This is a genomic window from uncultured Tateyamaria sp., assembly GCF_947504105.1.
Taxonomy (GTDB): Bacteria; Pseudomonadota; Alphaproteobacteria; order Rhodobacterales; family Rhodobacteraceae; genus Tateyamaria.
In genome coordinates, this window is record NZ_CANNGP010000003.1 from 40173 (window position 1) to 62158 (window position 21986).

20 protein-coding genes are annotated in these 21986 nt (G+C 58.5%); 9 read left to right on the plus strand and 11 right to left on the minus strand.

Features of this window, described 5'->3' with window-relative positions; genetic code table 11:
* Positions 1-16 precede the first annotated feature (16 nt).
* From Q1A75_RS02890 to Q1A75_RS02910, 5 genes are all read right to left on the minus strand, one after another.
* A complete protein-coding gene (locus tag Q1A75_RS02890) occupies positions 17-319 on the minus strand; it encodes a hypothetical protein (RefSeq protein WP_299546771.1) in 303 nt (100 codons plus the stop codon).
* A 37-nt stretch (positions 320-356) separates the two neighbouring features.
* A complete protein-coding gene (locus Q1A75_RS02895) occupies positions 357-896 on the minus strand; it encodes a sarcosine oxidase subunit gamma family protein (protein WP_299546773.1) in 540 nt (179 codons plus the stop codon).
* Positions 889-3822: a sarcosine oxidase subunit alpha family protein gene (locus Q1A75_RS02900; RefSeq protein WP_299546775.1), complete on the minus strand. Its 2934-nt coding sequence runs from the start codon at positions 3820-3822 to the stop codon at positions 889-891. Before Q1A75_RS02900 ends, Q1A75_RS02895 begins: the two co-directional genes overlap by 8 nt.
* Complete coding sequence (locus Q1A75_RS02905) at positions 3819-4082, minus strand: sarcosine oxidase subunit delta (protein ID WP_299546777.1); 264 nt, start codon at positions 4080-4082, stop codon at positions 3819-3821. Before Q1A75_RS02905 ends, Q1A75_RS02900 begins: the two co-directional genes overlap by 4 nt.
* Before the next feature lie 86 nt (positions 4083-4168).
* Positions 4169-5422, minus strand: a complete 1254-nt coding sequence (locus Q1A75_RS02910) for a sarcosine oxidase subunit beta family protein (protein WP_299546779.1) — start codon at positions 5420-5422, stop codon at positions 4169-4171.
* Between the two features lie 169 nt (positions 5423-5591).
* On the opposite strand from Q1A75_RS02910, the gene Q1A75_RS02915 reads away from it, so the two are divergent.
* A complete protein-coding gene (locus Q1A75_RS02915; RefSeq protein ID WP_299546781.1) occupies positions 5592-6485 on the plus strand; it encodes an SGNH/GDSL hydrolase family protein in 894 nt (297 codons plus the stop codon).
* 111 nt (positions 6486-6596) lie between these two features.
* Here Q1A75_RS02915 and Q1A75_RS02920 read toward each other — a convergent pair whose 3' ends face one another.
* A complete protein-coding gene (locus Q1A75_RS02920; RefSeq protein ID WP_299546783.1) occupies positions 6597-8027 on the minus strand; it encodes a Glu/Leu/Phe/Val dehydrogenase in 1431 nt (476 codons plus the stop codon).
* Between the two features lie 386 nt (positions 8028-8413).
* On the opposite strand from Q1A75_RS02920, the gene Q1A75_RS02925 reads away from it, so the two are divergent.
* Genes Q1A75_RS02925 through Q1A75_RS02935 form a run of 3 tightly spaced genes read left to right on the plus strand, consistent with a single transcriptional unit; the run spans position 8414 to position 10826 of the window.
* Entirely contained in the window at positions 8414-9742 is a 1329-nt protein-coding gene (locus Q1A75_RS02925) for a pilus assembly protein TadG-related protein (RefSeq protein ID WP_299546785.1), read from the plus strand.
* Positions 9739-10275 (plus strand): TadE/TadG family type IV pilus assembly protein, encoded by a 537-nt coding sequence (locus Q1A75_RS02930; protein ID WP_299546787.1) that lies wholly within the window; start codon positions 9739-9741, stop codon positions 10273-10275. Before Q1A75_RS02925 ends, Q1A75_RS02930 begins: the two co-directional genes overlap by 4 nt.
* Positions 10275-10826: a TadE/TadG family type IV pilus assembly protein gene (locus Q1A75_RS02935; protein WP_299546789.1), complete on the plus strand. Its 552-nt coding sequence runs from the start codon at positions 10275-10277 to the stop codon at positions 10824-10826. The genes Q1A75_RS02930 and Q1A75_RS02935 overlap by 1 nt, the downstream gene beginning before the upstream one ends.
* On the opposite strand, the gene Q1A75_RS02940 is transcribed toward Q1A75_RS02935, so the two are convergent.
* From Q1A75_RS02940 to Q1A75_RS02960, 5 genes are all read right to left on the minus strand, one after another.
* Positions 10827-11321: a hypothetical protein gene (locus Q1A75_RS02940; protein ID WP_299546791.1), complete on the minus strand. Its 495-nt coding sequence runs from the start codon at positions 11319-11321 to the stop codon at positions 10827-10829.
* Between the two features lie 40 nt (positions 11322-11361).
* Positions 11362-12306, minus strand: coding sequence for an NAD(P)-dependent oxidoreductase (locus Q1A75_RS02945; protein WP_299546793.1), 945 nt, complete (start codon positions 12304-12306; stop codon positions 11362-11364).
* 63 nt (positions 12307-12369) lie between these two features.
* Positions 12370-13344 (minus strand): membrane dipeptidase, encoded by a 975-nt coding sequence (locus Q1A75_RS02950; RefSeq protein WP_299546795.1) that lies wholly within the window; start codon positions 13342-13344, stop codon positions 12370-12372.
* A gap of 3 nt (positions 13345-13347) precedes the next feature.
* Complete coding sequence (locus Q1A75_RS02955) at positions 13348-14187, minus strand: NAD(P)-dependent oxidoreductase (protein WP_299546797.1); 840 nt, start codon at positions 14185-14187, stop codon at positions 13348-13350.
* A 10-nt stretch (positions 14188-14197) separates the two neighbouring features.
* Entirely contained in the window at positions 14198-15406 is a 1209-nt protein-coding gene (locus tag Q1A75_RS02960; RefSeq protein WP_299546799.1) for an FAD-binding oxidoreductase, read from the minus strand.
* Positions 15407-15609: 203 nt separating this feature from the next.
* Between Q1A75_RS02960 and Q1A75_RS02965 the strand changes: the two genes are divergently transcribed.
* The 5 genes from Q1A75_RS02965 (at position 15610) to Q1A75_RS02985 (ending at position 21982) form a co-directional block, all read left to right on the plus strand.
* Positions 15610-16194 (plus strand): ANTAR domain-containing protein, encoded by a 585-nt coding sequence (locus tag Q1A75_RS02965; RefSeq protein ID WP_299546801.1) that lies wholly within the window; start codon positions 15610-15612, stop codon positions 16192-16194.
* Positions 16191-17369, plus strand: a complete 1179-nt coding sequence (locus tag Q1A75_RS02970) for a CmpA/NrtA family ABC transporter substrate-binding protein (protein WP_299546803.1) — start codon at positions 16191-16193, stop codon at positions 17367-17369. The genes Q1A75_RS02965 and Q1A75_RS02970 overlap by 4 nt, the downstream gene beginning before the upstream one ends.
* Positions 17370-17634: 265 nt before the next feature.
* Complete coding sequence (locus tag Q1A75_RS02975) at positions 17635-18975, plus strand: CmpA/NrtA family ABC transporter substrate-binding protein (RefSeq protein ID WP_299546949.1); 1341 nt, start codon at positions 17635-17637, stop codon at positions 18973-18975.
* A 245-nt stretch (positions 18976-19220) separates the two neighbouring features.
* Positions 19221-20300 (plus strand): ABC transporter permease, encoded by a 1080-nt coding sequence (locus Q1A75_RS02980; protein ID WP_299546805.1) that lies wholly within the window; start codon positions 19221-19223, stop codon positions 20298-20300.
* 5 nt (positions 20301-20305) lie between these two features.
* The gene (locus Q1A75_RS02985) at positions 20306-21982 is read left to right on the plus strand and encodes a nitrate ABC transporter ATP-binding protein (RefSeq protein WP_299546807.1); all 1677 of its coding nucleotides are present in this window, start codon (positions 20306-20308) and stop codon (positions 21980-21982) included.
* Positions 21983-21986 lie beyond the last annotated feature (4 nt).

Sequence of the window (21986 nt, forward strand, 5' to 3'; positions counted from 1 at the left end):
CACGCCGGGAGTCGAGTCACTGCTGTAAGCAGAGTTCACTCCAAGCGTCTGACAGGCTTTCATTGCGCAACACGCGACGCTTTTGCTCGTAGACCCATGGGGTGATCAGCGGGATCGCGTTGTTGTACTGCTCTGGCCAGTCAGTGTCCTGGGACAGAATGTGCGCCTGAACGTCACGTTCACTTACGCGATCAAGGCGCGCCTGTTGTATCGCACCTACAACCTGCGCTTGGTAGCCACAGCTTTCTTCCTTGCTGTCTTGGGCAAAGGCGGGTGCCGTGGACAATGCGATAGCGGCAATAAAAGCAAAACGGATCATGGACAGCTCCAGACACTTGGGAATCGGTTTAGTCGTTTTAGCCCCGCACCGCGACGCTTGCCATGGCCCTTTCCAGATCGTGCAGCAGCGTGCCTGCCATGGATCTGAAGACCATCAGGAGAAAGGCATCCGTCCCAACGCGGGTGATCGACCCGGTCATGTGCTGGATTTGACTGCGGGCCGTGTGTCCACGCTTGAATTGACCCGGGCTCAGATCAAGGGGAACAAGACGGGCCAATACATCCTCGACATCTGCACCTGATAGGGTAACGGCCGCCCACGCATCAGACTGATCCGTCAGCGCCGCGTGTTTGGTCAGCGTCGGATCGGGTTTTGGACCAGCCAACAGAACCATGTCACGTCCAAACCAGATGGCGCGCCCATCTGCCTTGCCCGTTGCCCTGTTCGGCGCAGGCCATGCCATGCCATGTGCTGCCTTGAACGGCGCGGCAATCTTGCTTGCGGCATAGGGTGCAATCGAGGTCAGGATGCCCAGATCAACCTCGGCCAGCCTACATGCCCCGATGGTGAGCGGCGCCATGTCATCAAGCGGTGTTTTGGCGATCAGCTCAGTCACGTGTGCGCCCTCCATCCTGGTCAAAGAACACCGGATCGCAAAGCTCAACCCGTGTCTGGATGCCCCTTACATGGTCGACCATGTTCAGCACCTCTCCATGCCGAGTGAGCCCGTCCTGCACAAAGCCGAGACCGATGAAATGCCCAAGCGTCGGCGAGAACCCAACCGACGTGACATATCCTTGGTCATGCGCACGCACCGGGTCTTCACCGTTGGAATAGATGTGTGCCCCGGCGGTCAGCTGTTTGACCGGTCCCACTGGCTTCATGCCAACAAGCTGTTCGCGACCGTCTTCGGTCAGGCCGGGGCGTTGCGCCATGGTTGCGCCGATGAAGTCTTTCTTTCCAGACAGCATTCGCTCCATCCCGATGTCCTGTGCCGTCATGCGGCCGTCAATTTCAGCGTGGGTGATGAACCCCTTTTCGATCCGCAGGACATTCAATGCCTCCATCCCGTAGGCGCCGCCGCCCAACGCTTCGGCTCTTGCAACCAGCAGTCGGAACAGGCTGTCCCCATAGCGGGATGGGACCGCGATTTCGTAGGCGTGCTCGCCTGAAAAGGAGATGCGGAAGAGCCGTCCGTTGACCCCCTGCACATCCACCGGACCGCAAGACATGAACGGCCACGCGTCACTGTCGATGGGTTGATCGAGCAAACCGTTCAGCACTTCGCGCGACTTCGGTCCGGCCACGGCAAACTGCGCCCATTGTTCGGTCACCGACATGATCCGCACATCCCATTCGGGGTGCAGCGCCTGCGTCACAAATTCGAGGTGCCGCATGACCTGCCCCGCTGCGGCGGTTGTGGTTGTCATGACATAGTGGTTTTGACCCAGACGGGCGGTCGTCCCATCATCCATGACGAACCCGTCCTCGCGCAGCATGAGCCCATATCGCACCCGGTTCTCTTTCAGGGTCGAGAACATGTTTGTGTAGACAAAGTCGAGCAGTTGCGCGGCGTCCGGCCCCTGAATGTCGATCTTGCCCAATGTGCTGACATCGCAGATGCCGACAGCATTCCGGACCCAGCCAACCTCACGGTCGCAGGACTGGCGCCATGTCTTTTCGTCAGGCAGCGGGTAGTAGGACGGGCGATACCAAAGCCCCGCCTCGATCATTGGAGCGCCCGCGACGACGGTCGCCGCGTGGCTGGTGGTCTTGCGTTCGGGCGCAAATCCTTTGCCCTGCGCGCCCGCTCCCAGCGCGGCAAGCGCCACGGGTGTGTATGGCGGGCGGAACGTGGTCGTGCCCGTTTCGGGGATGCCACGACCTGTTGCATCGGCCAGAAGTGCCAGTGCAGCCACGTTCGAATTCTTACCCTGATCCGTCGCCATACCTTGGGTCGTGTAGCGTTTCATGTGCTCCACGGAGGTAAAGTTCTCCTGCGCGGCTTGTTTGACGTCCTTGACGCTTACATCGTTCTGGAAGTCGAGCCAGGCGCGGCCCTTGCCCGGCACTGCCCAGAGCGGTTCGACCGCGTATGGCGTGTCATCGGCCTGCGGCACGTCCATGACAACAGGTGTCACGCCAAGCGCTTCAAGGCTGGCCTTGGCCGCGGACACACCTTCCGCCAGACAGGCGGCGGTCGAGAATGCACCGTTGCAGGCCCCCGCCGTCGCCATCCCCGGAATTGCGCCGGGCGTCGGGATGAAGCTGGCGATGGCGTCATGCCATGTGGGACGTCCGTTCATGTGGCACGTCATGTGCACCGTCGGGTTCCACCCGCCCGAGACAGCCAGACAATCCGTGGCAATCTTTTCACGGCCCGACGCCATCTGGACAGTAATGGCCTCAAGCCCACGGCGCCCATGGCCGCCAGAAACCATGGCGCCTGCGATCAGACGATAATCACCCAAGGCAGTCGCGTCCTTGCGGCAGTCAATGACTGCGGCGATGTGAACGCCCGCCTCCTGCATATCCATCGCTGTCCGGTGCGCGTCGTCATTGTTGGCAAAGACCGTCACGGCCTTGCCCGGACTTACGCCAAACCGGTTGAGATAGACACGCACGGCGCCCGCAGCCATGATGCCGGGGCGGTCGTTGTTCTGAAACGCGATGTGTCGTTCGATGGCACCCGCCGCGAGGACAGAACGCTTTGCCACGATACGCCAGAAGGTTTCCTTGACCCCGCCCTTTGGCGTGCCGTTCACATGATGGGCGACGCGTTCCAAGGCGCCAAACGTGCCTCCGTCATGCGCTCCGGTGAGTGTTGTTCGCGACATCAGGCGGACATTGTCCATGGCTGCCAGTTTCGCGACCATATCGGCGGCCCATTCAGCGCCCGGCTTGCCATCTACAGTCAAGGTTTCAGCGTTCAGGCGCCCCCCCATCAGGCTGTCTTCGTCCGCGAGGATCACACGGACACCGGATTGCGCTGCGGTCCAGGCAGCCATCAGGCCAGCAGGACCCGCGCCAATCACCAGCACGTCGCAAAATGCGTATGCCTTTTCATAGTGATCGGCATCCTGCTTGCCACTCAGCGCGCCCAGCCCCGCAGCGCGACGAATGACGGGTTCATAGACCTTCTCCCAGAACACGCGCGGCCACATGAAGGTTTTGTAGTAAAATCCTGCGCCCAGAAAGGGTGCCGCGAGATCGTTGACGCTGAGCAGATCAAAGCCGAGCGACGGCCACGCATTCTGGCTGCGCGCCTCAAGGCCGTCGTACAGCTCCTGCACCGTTGCCCGCACATTTGGGTCAGCATCCGCACCCCGTCCGACCGTCATCAGGGCGTTGGGCTCTTCCGATCCGGCGGTGAGAATGCCGCGAGGGCGGTGATACTTGAACGACCGCGCCACGTGTCGCACATTATTGGCCAAAAGTGCCGAAGCCAGCGTGTCCGCTGCAAATCCACGATAGGTGTTGCCGTCAAAGCGGAAGGATACCGGTTGCGATCGTTCAATCAGCCCCTTGCCGTCCACCCTCATTGCCTAACCTCCCGCGCCAGTATGACGCTTCTGATCTCATGTGTGGACACGTTGCGGGTCACCTTGAGCCACGCGCCGCAGCCCGCGTCATGGCTCCAAAGTTCGTCCAGATCCCCAGGAGAATTATCGCGCAGGTGCAGGTATTCATCCCACGCATCCTCGCCCGCGTCCGGTGCCGGACGCTCCAGCATCACCGCCGCACCTTGATAGTAGAATTCGCGCCGATCACGCTCACCACAAATTGGACATGGCAGCCGCATCAGACCTCTCCATCAGGGTGCATCGTCCAGCCCTTCCCTGTTTCAAAAAAATCCCCGCCGGAGGCTCGTGTCATCTCAATCACCCCTCAATGCAGATTGTGTTGCGACCCTGTCGCCTCTTCGTCCATGATGCCGCGCCCTGTGCGGAAGCGGTCAAGACGGTGGCGCACAGTGGTCGGGTGCGGATTGCCCGTTGCGAGCAGATGGGCAAATGTGTGACCCGACGCAGGCGTCGCCTTGAACCCGCCATAGCACCAGCCCGTGTTGACGAAGAGCCCCTTGATGTCGGTCTTGTCGATGATGAACGACCCATCGGGCGACATGTCCATGATCCCGCCCCAGCTGCGCAGCATCCTGGCCTTGCCAATCACGGGCATCAGGGTCATCGCCGCCTCGGCGACGTGCTCGACCAACGGCAGGTTTCCACGGGCGGCATAGCTGGCGTACATGTCCAGATCACCACCGAAGACGAGGCCACCCTTGTCTGATTGACTGATGTAGAAGTGGCCCATGCCATAGGTGACAACGTGGTCAAGGCAGGGTTTCAATCCCTCTGTCACGAAGGCCTGCAGCACGTGGCTCTCAATCGGCAGGCGCAGACCGGCCATCGCGGCCACCTGAGACGAGCGGCCCGCGGCGACCATGCCGACCTTCTTGGCCCGGATCGGCCCCTTTGTCGTTTGGACGCCCTTGACCACGCCATTGACAACATCAATGCCTCTCACTTCGCATTGCTGGATCAGATCCACACCCCGGTCACTTGCCGATCGTGCAAAACCCCACGCCACTGCGTCATGCCGGGCCGTGCCGCCGCGCTTGTGATAAAGACCGCCGTAGATCGGAAAACGTGTCTGCTCGAAATCCAGGAATGGCAGCAGCTTTTCGACGCCTTTGCGATCCAGCATCGCGCCGTCGTCACCCTGCCCGCACATCATATTGGCACGGCGGACAAATGCATCGCGCTGCCCGTCGGAGTGGACGAGATTTATGATGCCCCGCTGCGAGTGCATCACGTTGTAATTCAGGTCTTCTTCAAGACCTTCCCAAAGTTTCAGGGAATGGGAATAGAATTCGGAGTTGCCGGGCAGCATGTAGTTCGCGCGCACAATCGTGGTGTTCCGCCCTACATTTCCACCGCCAAGATATCCCTTTTCGAGCACGGCGATATTGGTCAGCCCATGCACCTTCGCCAGATAGTGCGCTGTGGCCAGACCGTGGCCGCCGCCGCCGATCAGAACAATATCGTATTCGGACTTTGGTTCCGGGCTGCGCCAATGCGGCCCCCAGCCCTTGTTACCGATCAACCCTTCCGCCAACACTTTCAGCCCTGAAAAGCGCATGCGCACCTCCGCCGTTTCATGGCACCACCATCACCATCCTTGCGGGTGTAGCAATAGCCGCCGAACACCTTACGGCGCTTTTCGACACGGGCTGGCCCACCAGCGACGAATTACTGCACTCACAGGGATTTGCCTGTTATGAAACATCATTTTGGCATTGAATGTTGTCATGAACCTACTTCGCACATTGGCCTTGGCGCTCGGTACAATTTTGCCCGTTCAGATGGCTGCCCAACCCTCTGACTTCGTTTCACCTTCGATCGTTGTTCTTGGCGACAGTCAGATCCCGTTTGGCTCAGGTCCAGTATTTCTGGAGTTCTTTGAGAACATCAAAAGCCATTGCCCACCAACCCCGAAGCAAGCCGCCAATCTTGAAGTGCTGGCGGACATGAAGGTCGCGGTCATCGGCGTTCGTTCGACGTCGCTGCATTCCTGGACGGCCAAGATGGGTAAAGCCAAGGGAGCAATCTGTGATGTTGATCCGAAGTGGAAGGTCAACGCGGGCACCTACGGGTTCATCAACACGACTGGAAACAAGTACAAACAGATTGGACAGGGAGACGCTTACCAGTTCTGTAAGATGGACATGTCTGCCTTTCAGACCATGTTTCGCCCGGGCTACTACGAACCCAAGCTGATACTTTTGTCATTTCTGGGGAACTCGGCGAAACGCTGGGCAAGCAGCTATGAGCAAGCCCTGGAAGACGTTGAGAAGATGAATGCTCAACTGCCCGCGGGTGTCCCTTGCATCTTTATGACGACAGCACCGAGTTACTCCAAGAAGATCACCGACCTGCGCCTGAAAGCGCAAGCCAATGTGAAACGCGCTTTTGTCGAAACAGGGAGCCAATGCAGCTTTGTCGAGGTGGCAACCCCCGAGACGGTCGCGGCAAATCAAGGCAACAAGAAGTATTTCCGTCTTTCGAAGTCGGGCAAGGTCAAAGACCCCTACCACCCAAATGAAAGGGCAGCCAAAACCTTCTTCATGATTGCGATGCAGGACATATGCACCGCCGTTTACGATCAGATTGATGCGGCCATGCCAGACCTCGCCGCCCGCTAGATAAATCGGTTGCCTTTTTATGCGTCCCAAAACTGTGACGGGCTAAAAAAACGCACCCGCCGAAAGGCAGGTGCGATGAGGTTTTGCAAGGGGATGTGTCTGGATTGATCGTTACAGACCTTTGGCCCGGTAGCTGTCGGCAACTTTGCCAATTGACACCAGATACGCCGCCGTACGCAGATCATCGACATCCCCCCGGTCGTGCCAGACGGACGCCATGGATTGGTAAGCCGCCCGCATCGTGTCGTCGAGGCCGGAGCGGACCAGTTCCAACTCATCCGCGCCGCGCAGATACTTGTCCTTGAAGTCAGGCGTCATGGACCATGAATCTCCAAGATGTCGGCTCAACCGTTCCAACTCGTCCACGACAAGCTGGTGCCGCGCCTCTTCCTGACGGCGCTGCATCCGGCCAAACCGGATGTGACTGAGGTTCTTGACCCATTCGAAATACGACACGGTCACACCACCCGCATTCGCGTACATGTCCGGGATGATGACTGTGCCTTTTTCCCGCAAGACGGAATCCGCACCCGCGGTGACGGGTCCGTTCGCGGCCTCGATGATCAGTGGCGCTATCACACGCTCCGCATTTGAAAGGTTGATCACGCCTTCCAGTGCGGCGGGTACAAGGATATCACAGTCTTTCTCCAGCACAGAGGCGCCGTTTTCGACATAGGTTCCGTCGGGATATCCAGAGACGCCACCATGCCCACCGATCCAGTTGCGGACGGCATCCACATCAAGACCACGGTCATCCACCAGCGCGCCGTCGCGCTCTATGATGCCAACAATTTTGCAGCCGTCCTCTTCGGCCAGAAACTGTGCCGCGTGATACCCCACATTGCCCAAGCCCTGTACAATAATGCGCTTGCCATCAAGTGTGCCGGACATCCCCGCCTTGGCTACACCTTCGGTGTCGCGGAAGAACTCTCGCAATGCGTATTGCACGCCACGCCCGGTCGCTTCCGTACGGCCCTGAATGCCGCCGGCGTTGGTCGGCTTGCCTGTCACGCAGGCCACGCCGTTGATGTCGGTCGTGTTCATGCGCTTGTACTGATCGGCGATCCACGCCATCTCTCGCTCACCCGTGCCCATGTCGGGTGCGGGCACGTTCTGGGCCGGGTTGATCATGTCTCGCTTGATTAACTCGTAAGCAAAACGACGGGTGATCAGTTCCATCTCGTGCTCATCATATTCGCGAGGATCAACGTGCAGCCCGCCCTTTGACCCGCCGAACGGAGCCTCGACCAGCGCGCACTTGTAGGTCATCAGTGCAGCCAGCGCCTCGACCTCATCCTGATTGACACCCAGCGCAAACCGAATTCCACCCTTTACAGGTTCCATATGCTCGGAATGTACGGACCTGTATCCCGTAAATGTCTGGATCTGACCGCGCAGTCGCACACCAAACCGTACAGTGTATGTCGCATTGCACACCCTGATTTTCTCTTCAAGGCCCGGTGGCAGGTCCATCAGCGCAACGGCGCGATTGAACATTATGTCCACACTTTCACGGAAACTGGGCTCATTGGGGGTGCTCATCCGGGTTCTCCTTTTTCCGGGTCGACTCACTTGCGTCTGAGTCTGTGAAGGCAGCCTATGACGGTTCCGTTAATCAGCGCGACTTTTTTGTGCGAACCGACAAACACCCGCCGTTCCCACACCATTTCTTAATGAATCGTAAACAGTAATCCATACGTGGTCGGATTGACGACAATTGGACCTAAATCTCCTTAGTGGTTTCCCCCTTTTGCCCGATTTCGGCCACATTCAGAGACCACACCCATCGTTGGACAAAAGGCTGTCAAAGCCTGTGATGACCAAAAACAATAAGGTGCATTATGTTAATGATGTGGACACGGAAATTGACGACGAAGGCAGGGCTGAAAAGCAGCGTTGCCGGATTTGCGCGCGACGACTCGGGGTCCATGACCATTTTCGCCGTCGCGATGTTTATGATGATGATTTTGGTTGGCGGCATCGGCGTCGACCTTATGCGCAATGAGATGGAACGCACGCGGATGCAGGCGACCGTCGACCGCGCGGTCCTGGCGGCTGCCGACCTGGATCAGCCGTTGGAGCCCGAAGCAGTCGTGCGCGATTACTTCAACAAGTCGGGGATGAGCGACTATCTCTCTTCGGTGACGGTTGATCAGGGTCTGAATTACCGGACAGTGACAGCCAGTGCCAATATGTCGACAACCACCCAATTCATGCATTTGATGGGTGTCGAAACGTTGCCTGTGCCCGCACTGGGTCAGGCCGAAGAGCGTGTTTCGAACGTCGAGATTTCAATGGTTCTCGATATCTCCGGCTCGATGGGCTGGGACAACAAGATGGAGAATCTTCAGAATGCGGCCACAACATTTGTGGACACCGTCATTCGCGAAGAAAACGAAGACCTGATCTCGATCTCGTTGATCCCATACACCGCGCAGGTGAATGCGGGTTACGATATATTCTCGCGGATGGAGACCGACCATAAGCACAATTATTCATATTGTGTCGACTTCGACATTGAAGACTTTTCGTCAACCGGTCTGGATCTGGATTCACCTTATCAACAGATGCAGCACTTTGACGAAGGGTGGAACTACTCCAACCCTGTCAGCAACCCAGGCTGCCCCAAACGCAGCTACGAAGAAATCGTACCGTTCAGCCAGAATGCGACGACACTCAAGAACACGATCGACGACTACCGCGCACGCGCCAATACGTCGATCCACCTTGGGATGAAGTGGGGCGTCGCGCTTCTTGACCCGTCGTTCCGCCCGATTATTCAGGATTTGGCAGCGCCCGATGAGAACGTCGTGGATAGCACGTTCGCAAATCGTCCGGCCGCGTACACGGATACCGAAACGCTGAAGACTGTCGTGCTGATGACTGACGGTCAGAACGTGGACACCACTCGTATCCAACCTTGGTACTACGCCAATTCTTCACACTACGCGCACTGGAGCCGTTATCCGCTGCACTGGTACCTGAACAACTACGTGCGGGGCAGCTGGAGCGACTGGCGCTACACCAAGTACACGTCGACCCAGGCCGACTCGATGCTCGGTAACATCTGCGACGCGGCCAAGGACCAGGGTATCGTGGTGTGGTCCGTCGGCTTCGAAGTTACCGACTTCTCGGCCGGGATCATGGAAGATTGCGCATCTTCGCCCAGTCACTTCTTCCGGGTGGAAGGCGTCGAAATTACCGAAGCCTTCGAGGCAATTGCCAAGCAAATCAACCAACTGAGGCTGACCCAATGACCTTTAATCCCAAATCATTCCTGCGCCGCTTCCGGCGTGAAGAGGATGGCCAAATGTTGGTGGAATTTGCCCTTGCAGTGCCACTTATGTTCACCCTCTTCATGACCTCGGTCGAACTCGGAATCTACTCTGTACGCCAGGGTTTCCTGGATCGGGGTCTGGACATGGCGGTCCGCAACGTCCGCTTGAACACCGGAGCCAACTATTCACACGGCGATATCAAGACGATGGTGTGTGAATTCTCAGGCTTCCTGGAAGACTGCGACTCCGCTCTGAAGCTTGAGATGAAACCTGTTTCGGCACGTAACTTCGCTGGCTTCCCGGACTCACCGGACTGCGCGGACGTTTCCCTGGCCGTTACACCGTCTACCACATTCGTACATGGGTCAGAGCACCAGCTGATGATGCTGCGCGCATGTTACACCTTCAATCCGGTGTTTCCGATGACGGGGCTGGGCGCTTCGTTCTCCAAGGACGGTGCCGGCCGGGTCAAGATGGTCTCGATGTCCGGATTTGTGCAGGAGCCAAGCTGATGAAACGCTTTATCGCAACACTACAATCCTTCCGCGACGACGAGCGTGGCAGCCTTGCGGTCGAAACCGTACTGATCATTCCCGTCCTCTTTTGGGCTTACCTGTCGATGTTCGCTATCTTTGATGCGTATCGCCAGCACTCGATCAACCAGAAGGCCGCGTACACAATCGGTGACATTATCTCTCGCGAGACGACACCGCTTGACGGCGACTACCTGGACGGCACGCGTGAGATTCTCGCCTACCTGACGGCCAACGCCGAAACAAATGTCGCTGTGCGCGTCACAAGCGTGAAGTATGACGGCGTGAACGATGTCTACAAACGCGACTGGTCCCAAGCCAAAGGTTGGAAGCCAGCGTTGAGCAACAACGACGTCGGCAAGCTGAAGAGCCTGCTGCCTGTCATGCCCCACAACGAACGGGTGATGGTGGTAGAGACCTTCGTCAAGTACGACCCACCGTTTGAAACGGGTTTGCAAGACCGCGAGATCGAGAACTTCGTGTTCACGCGGCCCCGCTACGCACCTCGCGTTCTGTGGTCGAACGAATAATCAGTCGGATGATCGTTCCGCAATCATGGCCGAGAGTATCTCGGCCATGAATTTTGCCTGGTGACCGGGTGTCATACCACCGACACCAACGCGGTTTCCAAGCCGCCACCAGAGCCCCGGACGCCAAGCACGTCCGTCTGACCCGTTTAGCCTGAGCAAAAAACCGTTCGACGGCTTGAAGGCAAACATACCGCGATCCAGTGATTGGATGTCATCGGTGCGTGCGACAACCTGTCCGGAACTGTCACGCAGTTCCTCAGGCGTCAGCTCCAGCGTGAGGGCCGTGGCCCGGCGCATCTTTTCCGCGATCCAGATGGAACCACCACCCAACGCAAACAGGAAAAGTTGCCAACCAATCTCGGGTGGGCGTACAATGGCGACGTAAATAACCATCAGCGACAGGATCCAAAGCGATCCGATGCCCAGGATGCGCCGCCCCGGCGACGCGTTGATCGTGGCGATCACTTCGCCTTCTTTGAAATCCAGACCTTGCATGGCTCGCCCTTAGCTCGGGCGACCCGGGCGGGCAAGGGGGTCAGCGCCGCACGATGACCTCGGCTCCGCGCTCTTCAGGCTCATCATCGGTCATTTCTGATGGGAATCCCGGTGCGGTCACATCAAACCCCGTGGCCTCTTCCAACCTCTTGATGATGTTCGGCGACAGCTCACGCGGACCAAATCGGTCGATGGCGTCATTGAACAACCGGATCAGCAACGGGTTCAGGTCCAGTGGAACCCCTGCCCGGTCGGCCACGTCTTGAAACAGGCCAATATCCTTCGCCACCAGGTCCATAGTGAAGGAAATATCGCGGCTGCCATTCAAGATCACCTGGCTTTCCGTTTCATGCACAAAGGACGTGCCCGAACTGATCGCCATGGCTTCGTACGCCACGCCCAAGTCCATGCCCGCCCCCTTCGCGACCGTCAGCGCCTCGGCGCAGCTGACGAGGTTGGCAGTGGCCAGGTAATTGGTCAGCACTTTGAGCACCGACGCGCTTCCCAGATCGCCCGTGTGCAACACCCGGCGACCCATCGTGGCAAGCAGCGGGAGTATACGCTCGAATGTCGCGCGGTCGCAGCCCGCGAAGATGCTGATATTGCCGGTGTCTGCCCGGTGGCACCCGCCTGAAACAGGACAGTCGACAGCCGCACCACCGGCCGCGATGACCTGCGCGCCGATGCGTTTGACCTCGGCCTCGTCGGTCGTCGACATCTCCATCCAGATCTTGCCGGAACCGACATGCGGCAGCATCTCCTCCATCACGGCGGCAGAGGCGGCGGGGCTTGGCAAACATGTGATGACAACGTCACAGCTTTGCATCATCGCTGCGGCGGTTTCCCCGTCTTGTGCACCATCGGCGACTTTGCCAGCCACGAGTTCCGCGTTCAGATCATGTACCGCAACATCATGTCCGTTCCGGATCAGGCTGCCCGACAACTTGCTCCCCACATTCCCCAGACCGATAAAACCGATTTTCATGGCCACTCTCCCTTGCACCTGTGGTCCATGGGGACAGAGGTAGGCCGACACTGTCCGTCTTGTTTACGACGCCGGACCAAAATTCTCGGCATAAAACCGATACCAGTTGCGGCCCATGATGCCTGCAACCTCGTCCTCGGACATGCCGGTGTCCCGCAAACCGGTTTCGATATTCCCAAAATCGCGGTTGTCGCGGAACCACCCGGGTTGCGGCGGAAAGCCGGGATTGGCGGCGGAACCCTCGCCATAATCGATCTCTTTCGACCAGCGCCCCACACGCATCCACTCGACCACGCTATCGGGTTGGTCCTGACACAGGTCCGAGCCGATACCGATCTTGTCCGTTCCGTACTGTTCTGCCGTCCGCGCGATCGCCTCGCAGAAGGATTGCAGTGTACAATTCGTGCCCCCCCTGAGATGGTGGGGATAGAGCGAGAAACCCAACATTCCGCCATTTGACGTGACTGCGCGGATCACGTCATCACGCTTGTTCCTCAACGCCGGATGCCAATCATGGGGATTGGCATGGGTGATGGCGATGGGCCGTTCCGAGATGTCTGCGGCCTCGATCGTCGAACGATCCGCCGAATGGCTCATGTCCACGACCAGCCCCACACGGTTCATTTCCTTAATAACCTGCCTGCCCATACGGGTGATGCCGGTATCGTCATCCTCGTAACAACCGGTCGCGAGCAGAGACTGATTGTTGTAGGTCAACTGCATGAAACGTGCCCCAAGCGTGTGCACGATCTCAACCAGCCCGATGTCATCCTCGATCGGGCTAGGGTTTTGAAAACCAAAGAAAATTACGATCTTTCCATCCGCCTTGGCGCGATCAATGTCGCTCGCCCATAGCCCTTTGGTGATCAGGTCAGGATAGTGTTCGAACCATCGGTTCCACGCTTCGAAGTTCAGCACCGTTTCGCGGAAATTTTCGTGGTAGGAAATGGTGACGTGGACAGCATCGACACCCCCTTCGCGCATCTGGCGAAAGACTTTTTCGGACCAATTACAGTACTGAAGATTGTCGATGCGCATGGTTCAGTCCTTGCCTTTGTCATCCTCATCAAGGTTCAGCGCCATCATCGCACCGCGTCCCATTGGCGTGCTGGCAAAGGGTCCACCATGGTAAGCATTGGCCGGGTCTTGGGGGTCGAGCACACCTGCCTCTGCATAGATTTCTTTCGCGAACTGCTCGGCGTTGTCTTTCGGCCGGTAGCCCAGATGCCGCGCACCTGAATTGTCAACCGGAGCACGATCATTGTCCGATACGCCGTAAACGATGGAAAACCCGGCGATGGGCGTGTCTATGGCCCGTTCAACCAGATGGATCATGTCGTCATAACTCAGCCACGACCCGACCGCGCGCGGGTTGGTCACATTGGCGCACGACAGGATACGCAGGCAAACCGCCTCAATCCCTTCCTTGTCCCAATACATACGGGCCAGATCTTCGGTGAAACATTTGGCAAGACCATAGAACCCGTCGGGCCGATGGGCGGCATCTATGCCGATCGCCTCTGTCTTGGGGTGCATGCCCACGGCATGGATGGACGATGCATAGACCACCCGCCGCGTCCCGTGCCGCCGCGCGGCTTCCCAGATATTGTAGGACCCGACGAAGTTGGGGCCGAGAAGCGTTTCGAACGGTCCTTCGTCCACGAAAGCGCCGAAATGGACCACCATATCGGCACCTTTGACAATCGCTTCCATTGCATCGAAATCGGCCAGATCGGCTTGGACATAGCTTTCATTCGGCAACAAGGTGTCAATGCTGTCCGCGATATCGGTAGACACCAGTTCGTCACACATGCCTGACAGCGGCTCGCGCAGGTACGAGCCAAGACGACCGGCTGCGCCCGTAAGTACAAGTTTCTTCATGTTTAGTCCTTCAGATCACTGCTTTTTCAATGATGGGACGGTCCGCGACAAGGCGATCATACCCAAAAAGAGACAGATCAAGGCTACGGTATTCACCATAGGTCAGCCACTCCGCCGTACCGCGTCCCATTGCCGGAGACTGTTGTAATCCGTGGCCCGAGAATCCGTTGAGAAAGACGAAATTCTCGACCTTGTTGTGCGGTCCCATGATGGCGTTATGGTCGAACGTGTTCATGGCATAGTGACCCGCCCATTCGCTGGTCACCTTGATCGCCTCGAACTGCGGAATGCGTGTGGCCAGGACTGGCCAGACATGATTTTCCCAAATCCCATGGTCCATGGCGAAGTCATCATAATCGACCGCAGGATCGATGTCTGAATGCCCGCCCGCCTGATAGGTGCCGCCCCCATTTTCACGCACGTGAACCCCGGACGGATCGATTGTCAGCGGCAAGTCGCAATCCAGCGGCTGTTCGGCCTTGAATATCCACGAATAACGTTTGCGCGGCTCAACCGGCACATCAATTCCCGCCATTTGCGCCGTGCGCGCAGCACGGGGGCCCGAGGCATTAACGACCTGCCCGCAGGAAATAACCTCACCACTCGCGAGTGTAACGCTGTTCACACGTGTGCCAGCCGCATTGCGCGTCATCGCAATGACTTCATTTTCAATGTATTCGGCACCGCGTTCGCGGCTCTGCCTGCGCCACCAGTCAAAGACCGCTGCGCCATCCCAATACCCTTCATCCACCGTGTTGATCGACCCGAGCACGATGTCATCCACATTGTAGAAAGGATAGGCATCCTTGATCTGATCCGGCGTCATGAGTTGGGTTGCGGCTCCGGCGGCGTGTTGCACCTCAATGTTTCCACGCAAGGTGCTCGCGAAGGCCTCGGTATCGGCGAGATACATATAGCCAAAACTGCGTATCCCCAATTCGGGCACACGTTCATCGCCGCCCATGTACTGGCGGATGTTCTTCACAAAATCCGCAGCAAACTGGCTGATACGGACATTCAATTCGGTCGAGAACTGCTGCCGCATGCAACTGTTGGTATGCGCTGTCGAACATGCGGAATAGGTGGGATCACGTTCAATCACCAGAACGCGGCCGTCAAAATCCGGATTGTCTGTCAGAAACCAGGCCGTCGACGCGCCCATGATGGCGCCTCCCACGATCACCACGTCGTATGTGTCATGCTCAGGTGTGTTTGCCACGTGGCCCTCTCTCGACTTTTCATCTTGCCGCCGATGACTGTGCGGCGGAATTGTATGCTGCACCAGCCCTTTGTTCCGCAGTTGCATATTTTTTAGTCGCATCGCCCAACTCTTGGGATGACAGCCCCGAACACTGCGACATCCCGCTGCGCCCAAGATCGCTGTGAATGGATCAGTCGAGCAACTTAACCCACCACGGTCCGGTGACCAAAAACATGAAAATAGCAGTCATTGAACCTGACCCGGACCGCGCCCGCGACATCATCGACGCGCTGATGGAGGGCGGCTGGACCGATGTGGTCGTTCTGGGTGATGTAACAGGGCTCGCGCGCAAGCTGGCCGCGCTCGACCCGGACCTTGTTCTGATTGATCTGGCCAATCCCAGCCGGGATGCGCTGGAACAGGTCAGCGTCGCCTCCGATGCACAAAGCCGGCCGGTTGCCATGTTCGTGGACCGCTCGGATGATGAAATGACCCAAGCCGCCGTAACCGCGGGCCTCTCGGCCTATGTTGTGGGTGAGTTGCAGCCCGAACGCATCAAGCCTGTCCTGCAAACGGCCATCGCCCGTTTCCAGATGATGAGCCAGATGCGAAACGAGCTTGAAGCCGCCAAGCAGGCTTTGGCAGATCGCAAAACCGTTGACCGCGCGAAGGGCATGATCATGCGCGCGCGCGGCGTCAGCGAAGAAGAGGCCTATGCCTTGTTGCGCAAGACCGCCATGTCGCAAAACCGCAAGGTGATCGACGTGGCCCAAGCCCTGCTGACAGCATCGGATTTGCTGACATGACTGTCGCACGCCTCAATCTCGGGTACGTGCCACTGGTCGACAGTGCGCCACTGATCGTGGCGCAAGAACTTAATTTTGCCGCGGATGAGGGTCTGTCGCTCAACCTGCTGCGGCAGCCATCATGGGCCGCGTTGCGTGACTTGCTGGCGCTGGGTCATCTTGATGCCGCACATATGCTGGCCCCGATGCCAACTGCCATGTCGCTGGGGCTGAGTGGCCCTGCTGCCCGGATCGATGCCCTGATGGTGCTATCGGTCAATGGCACCGTAATCGGCGTGTCGAACGCCATGGCCGCGGTCATGCGGAACCATGGGTGGCCCGGCGGTTTTGGAACGCCATATGATACGGTGGGTCCGCTCCTGAAGGCGCTTGATGGCCCGCTCCGCGTCGGCGTCCCATTTCCCTATTCAATGCACCGCCTGCTGTTTGAATACTGGATTGCCCATACCGGTCAGGCACAGGCGGCCGATATCAGGATCATTACGACACCACCGCCTCTGATGGCCGATGCAGTGGCGATGGGCGAGATCGACGTATTTTGCGTAGGGGAACCTTGGGGATCAGTCGCAGTGGCAGACGATGTTGGCGAACTGGTCATGCCGGGTGCCGCCATATGGGCACATGCACCAGAAAAGGTACTGGCCGCGCGACATGATTGGATCGAAGAGAATACGGCGGCCGTCGGAGCGCTGATGCGCGCGGTGGCAAGGGCGGCCGCTTGGCTCGACACACCGAAAAATCGCCCTCTGGCCATAGAGATTCTGGCGCGCAGCGCACATCTGGATTTGCCACACGCAGCTTTGGATCATGCCTTGATGGGCCGTTTCGCGACGCAGTTCGATGCAGCCCCCGTAGATGTCCCCGGCTTTCTGCGCTTCCATGACCGTGCAGCGAATTTCCCGTGGCGCAGTCAGGCCGCATGGATCGGGGCCGAGATCGCCCGACTGGCCGGCATTGACCGCGATACCGCGATTGCAGCGGCACAACGCACGATGCGGCCAGATTGCTATCGCCAGCACCTTGGCCCAATTGGTGTCGATATGCCCGGCGCATCCGCCAAGATCGAAGGTGCACTGACCTACCCGATGGCCGTCGCCTCGACACGGGGCGAGATGATTCTTGGGCCGGATGCTTTTTTTGATGGCGAAACTTTTGATTTCACCCTGTCTGAGTGACCAATTTTTGAGCAGTTGCTGCATTGCAGCGAATTTCATCAGAATAACGGCGTTTCTTGTTGGATACTGAACATGGCGACCGCTAAGTTCATTCCAACGAAGCAAAGAAGCTTCCCTCTGCTCCCAGCGATGGGGGCTCACTGAAGAGCAAAGCCGCTCGTTCTGCCTGCGTACACCTCCTCCCGTGCGCATTGTGGAACGGGCGGCTTTTTTTTATAAAAAAAGGACCGACAGGATGACCCGTCTCTTTACTTTTGCAGGTGCGATGGCTGCCCTGCTTGGCACGGCGGCCCACGCCGAGCTGCTCGACCTGGAAAAGGATGAGCTGAAATTTGGCTTCATCAAGCTGACCGACATGGCACCGCTCGCCATCGCCTACGAGAATGGCTATTTCGAGGACGAAGGCCTGTTCGTCACACTGGAAGCGCAAGCGAACTGGAAAGTGCTGCTGGACGGTGTGATCGACGGGCAACTGGACGGCGCACACATGCTGGCCGGCCAGCCGCTGGCCGCTACCATCGGCTACGGCACCGAAGCGCATATCATCACGCCCTTTTCCATGGACCTGAATGGCAACGGCATCACAGTGTCCAACGAAATCTGGGAAGAGATGAAGCCCCACGTGCCGCTGATGGACGATGGTCGCCCACAGCACCCCATCAGCGCCGAAGCGCTCGCGCCGGTCGTCGAGGACTATAAAGACCAAGGCCTGCCCTTCAACATGGGCATGGTGTTCCCTGTCTCGACCCACAACTATGAAATCCGCTACTGGCTGGCCGCCGGTGGTCTGGAGCCCGGCTATTACAGCCCGGACAACATCACCGGCCAGATCGGCGCGGACGTTTTGTTGAGCGTGACCCCACCCCCACAGATGCCAGCAACGATGGAAGCAGGCACCATATATGGCTACGCCGTGGGTGAGCCGTGGAACCAGCAGGCCGTGTTCAAAGGCATCGGTGTACCGGTCATCACTGACTATGACATGTGGAAGAACAACCCAGAGAAGGTCTTTGGCATCACCAACGAATTTGCCGAAGAATACCCAAACACCACCAAGGCTATCACCAAGGCGCTGATCCGTGCGGCCATCTGGCTGGACGAGAACGACAACGCCAACCGCGAGGAAGCGGTCGAGATCCTGAGCCGCTCGGAATATGTTGGCGCGGATTACGACGTGATCGCCAATTCGATGACCGGCTTCTTCGAATTCGAGAAGGGCGACCGCCGCCCGGCCCCCGACTTCAACGTGTTCTTCCGCTACAACGCGACCTACCCGTTCTATTCCGACGCCATCTGGTATCTGACCCAGATGCGCCGTTGGGGTCAGATTTCCGAAGCGAAGTCCGACCAGTGGTACTTCGACATGGCCGCCAAGGTCTATAAGCCCGAGATTTACCTCGAAGCAGCCCGTCTGCTGGTGGACGAAGGGCTGGCGGATGAGGCCGACTTCCCCTGGGACAGCGACGGATTCAAGGCACCGACGCCAGCCACCGATATCATCGACAGTATCGCCTATGACGGGAAGGCACCGAACGCCTATATCGATAGCCTGCCTATCGGTCTGAAGGGTGACCAGAAGGTCGTCGGCAACGCGGTCGAAGGTTGAAAGCCATGAGGGGGTGGGCAGCATTGCCCACCCGACGCTGCCCCGCAGCAAATTGGCCCCAAAGGCGGGGCGCCTGCTCAAAATTCAGGCACGCTGCTGTGCCGCAAGAGCCCCCAACACCCCGGTGTCACCCCACGTGCACCCCCCGTACACCCCCTATGCACCGCCGCAGTGCAGCATAGCCCGCCACACACAAGATATGGGGTTTTGACCGCCCCGCCCGATCCCGCCGAGGAGGCCCTGACATGACCGCCATCGACCCATCCGATCTGGACGCCACAGCGCGCGAAGAGCGCAAACAGCGGAACTTTACCCGCATCAATGCCGCCGACAAATGGTTTCAGGTTCTGGGCCTGGCCTGGCTGACTCCGGTGCTGAAGGCCGCCGCGAGTGACAACCCCAAAGCGCAGGGGCGCGAAATCTGGCGTCTGCTGGGTGTGCCGCTATTGGCGATTGGTCTGTTTCTGGCCGCGTGGGCGTCGCTGGCACCGACAGTGCAAACATCGCTGGGCGCCATCCCCGGACCGGCACAGGTCTGGGAGCAGGTTGGCAAACTGCACCAAGACGCACAGCGCGAAAAGGAAAAGGAAGCCGCTTTTTACGTCCGTCAGGACGAGCGCAACGCCAAGCTAATCGCAGACGGACAAGCCGACCGCGTGAAAGAGCGGGTCTATACCGGCAAGCCGACCTATTACGACCAAATCTGGACGTCGATCCTGACCGTGTTCTTTGGTTTTCTGATCGCGTCCGTCTTTGCCATTCCGCTGGGCATTGCCGCTGGATTGAGCCCGATGGTCAATTCGGCCATCAACCCGCTGATCCAGATTTTCAAGCCTGTGTCGCCGCTGGCGTGGCTGCCCATTGTGACCATGATCGTGTCGGCCACCTATGCCTCGGACGGCTGGTTCGCCAAATCCTTCCTCACCTCGGCCATCACCGTGACCCTCTGTTCGCTGTGGCCGACTCTGATCAACACCGCCCTTGGCGTGGCGAGCATAGACAAGGATCTGGTGAGTGTGTCCAAGGTTCTGAAAATGAACACCTGGACCAAGATCACCAAGCTGGTCCTGCCCTCGGCCCTGCCGCTGATCTTTACGGGTCTGCGTTTGTCGCTCGGTGTGGGTTGGATGGTGCTGATTGCGGCCGAGATGCTGGCGCAGAACCCCGGTTTGGGCAAATTCGTTTGGGATGAGTTCCAGAATGGGTCCTCGCAGTCTCTCGCCAAGATCATGGTGGCTGTTTTCACCATCGGCATCATCGGCTTCCTGCTGGATCGGTTGATGTATGCGATCCAGTCCATGTTCACCTTCACGAACAACCGGTGAGCGCCATGAGCATGATCGAGTTCAAGAACGTATCGAGGCATTTTGAGGCAGGCAACGAACGGACGGAGGTTTTGAAAGATGTCTCTCTGTCCGTGGAAGAGGGCGAGTTTCTGGTTCTGCTGGGCTTTTCCGGCACCGGCAAGACGACCCTGATCAACTTGATGGCTGGTTTGGATATGCCGTCCTCCGGTGAGGTGACGTTCAAGGGCGCGCCGATTACCGGGCCGGCGCCGGAGCGTGGCGTGATCTTTCAGAACTATTCACTGATGCCGTGGCTGACGGTGCACGGGAATGTCGGGTTGGCTGTGGATACGATCTTTCCCGGTATGTCGCGCGCGGAGCGGGCGGCGAAGGTGGATCATTATGTGAAGATGGTTGGTCTGGGTCACGCGACCGGGCGGCGGCCTGCCGAGTTGTCAGGTGGCATGCGTCAGCGGGTGAATGTGGCCCGTGCCTTGGCCATGAACCCGGAGGTGTTGTTGCTGGATGAGCCGTTGAGCGCCTTGGATGCGCTGACCCGTGCCAATCTGGCTGACGAGATCGAGCACATCTGGGAGGCCGACAAGAAGACCTGTGTGCTGATCACCAATGACGTGGATGAGGCCATTATTCTGGCCGACCGCATCATTGCGCTGAACCCCGATGGCACATTGGGCGATGAGTTCAAGGTGTCCATTCCGCGTCCGCGCGACCGGATGGAGATGAACCATAACGAGCAGTTCAAGCGGTTGCGTGCGGATGTGACCAAGTACCTGATGGATGTAGGGATCGAAGCGAAGGTCGAGGGCACCAAGTCCTTGCCGGATGTCACACCTATCCATGGTGTGCCATCTGCTGTCGCCGACGCGCAGAAGGGGATGATCGAGAACCGGTTCCTCGACTTCAGCCAGTTGCACAAGGTGTATCCGACGCCCAAGGGGCCGCTCACGGTGGTTGAGGATTTCGACCTGAAGATCAACAAGGGCGAGTTCATTTCGCTGATCGGGCATTCAGGCTGTGGCAAATCCACCGTGTTGACTATGGCCGCGGGTCTAAACGAGATCTCCAAGGGCGCGATCAAGCTGGATGGTCGGCATGTGGAGGGCGCGGACCCTGAACGCGCCGTGGTGTTCCAGTCGCCCAACCTGTTCCCGTGGCTGAGCGCCAAGGAAAACGTGGCGATCGGGGTGGACAAGGTCTACCCGCGCGCCTCGCGCGAGGAACGGCAGGATGTCATCGAGTACTACCTGGAGCGTGTGGGTCTGGCCGATGCGATGGACAAGCAAGCGGCGTCCTTGTCGAACGGGATGAAACAACGGGTGGGGATCGCGCGGGCCTTCGCATTGTCTCCGAAGCTGCTGCTGCTGGATGAACCGTTCGGGATGCTGGACAGCCTGACACGGTGGGAGTTGCAGGAAGTGCTGATGGAGGTGTGGTCGCGGACCAAGGTGACCGCCATCTGCGTGACCCACGATGTGGACGAGGCGATTTTGCTGGCGGATCGCGTGGTGATGATGACCAACGGGCCGCAGGCGACGATTGGGAGGATCGTGGATGTGGACCTGCCCCGCCCGCGCACCCGCAAGGCGCTGCTCGAACACCCCGATTACTACAATTACCGGCAGGACGTGCTCGATTTCCTTGAGGAATACGAACACGGCGCCAAACCGAAACCGAAGCCAAAAGCCATCGCGGCGGAGTGAAAGA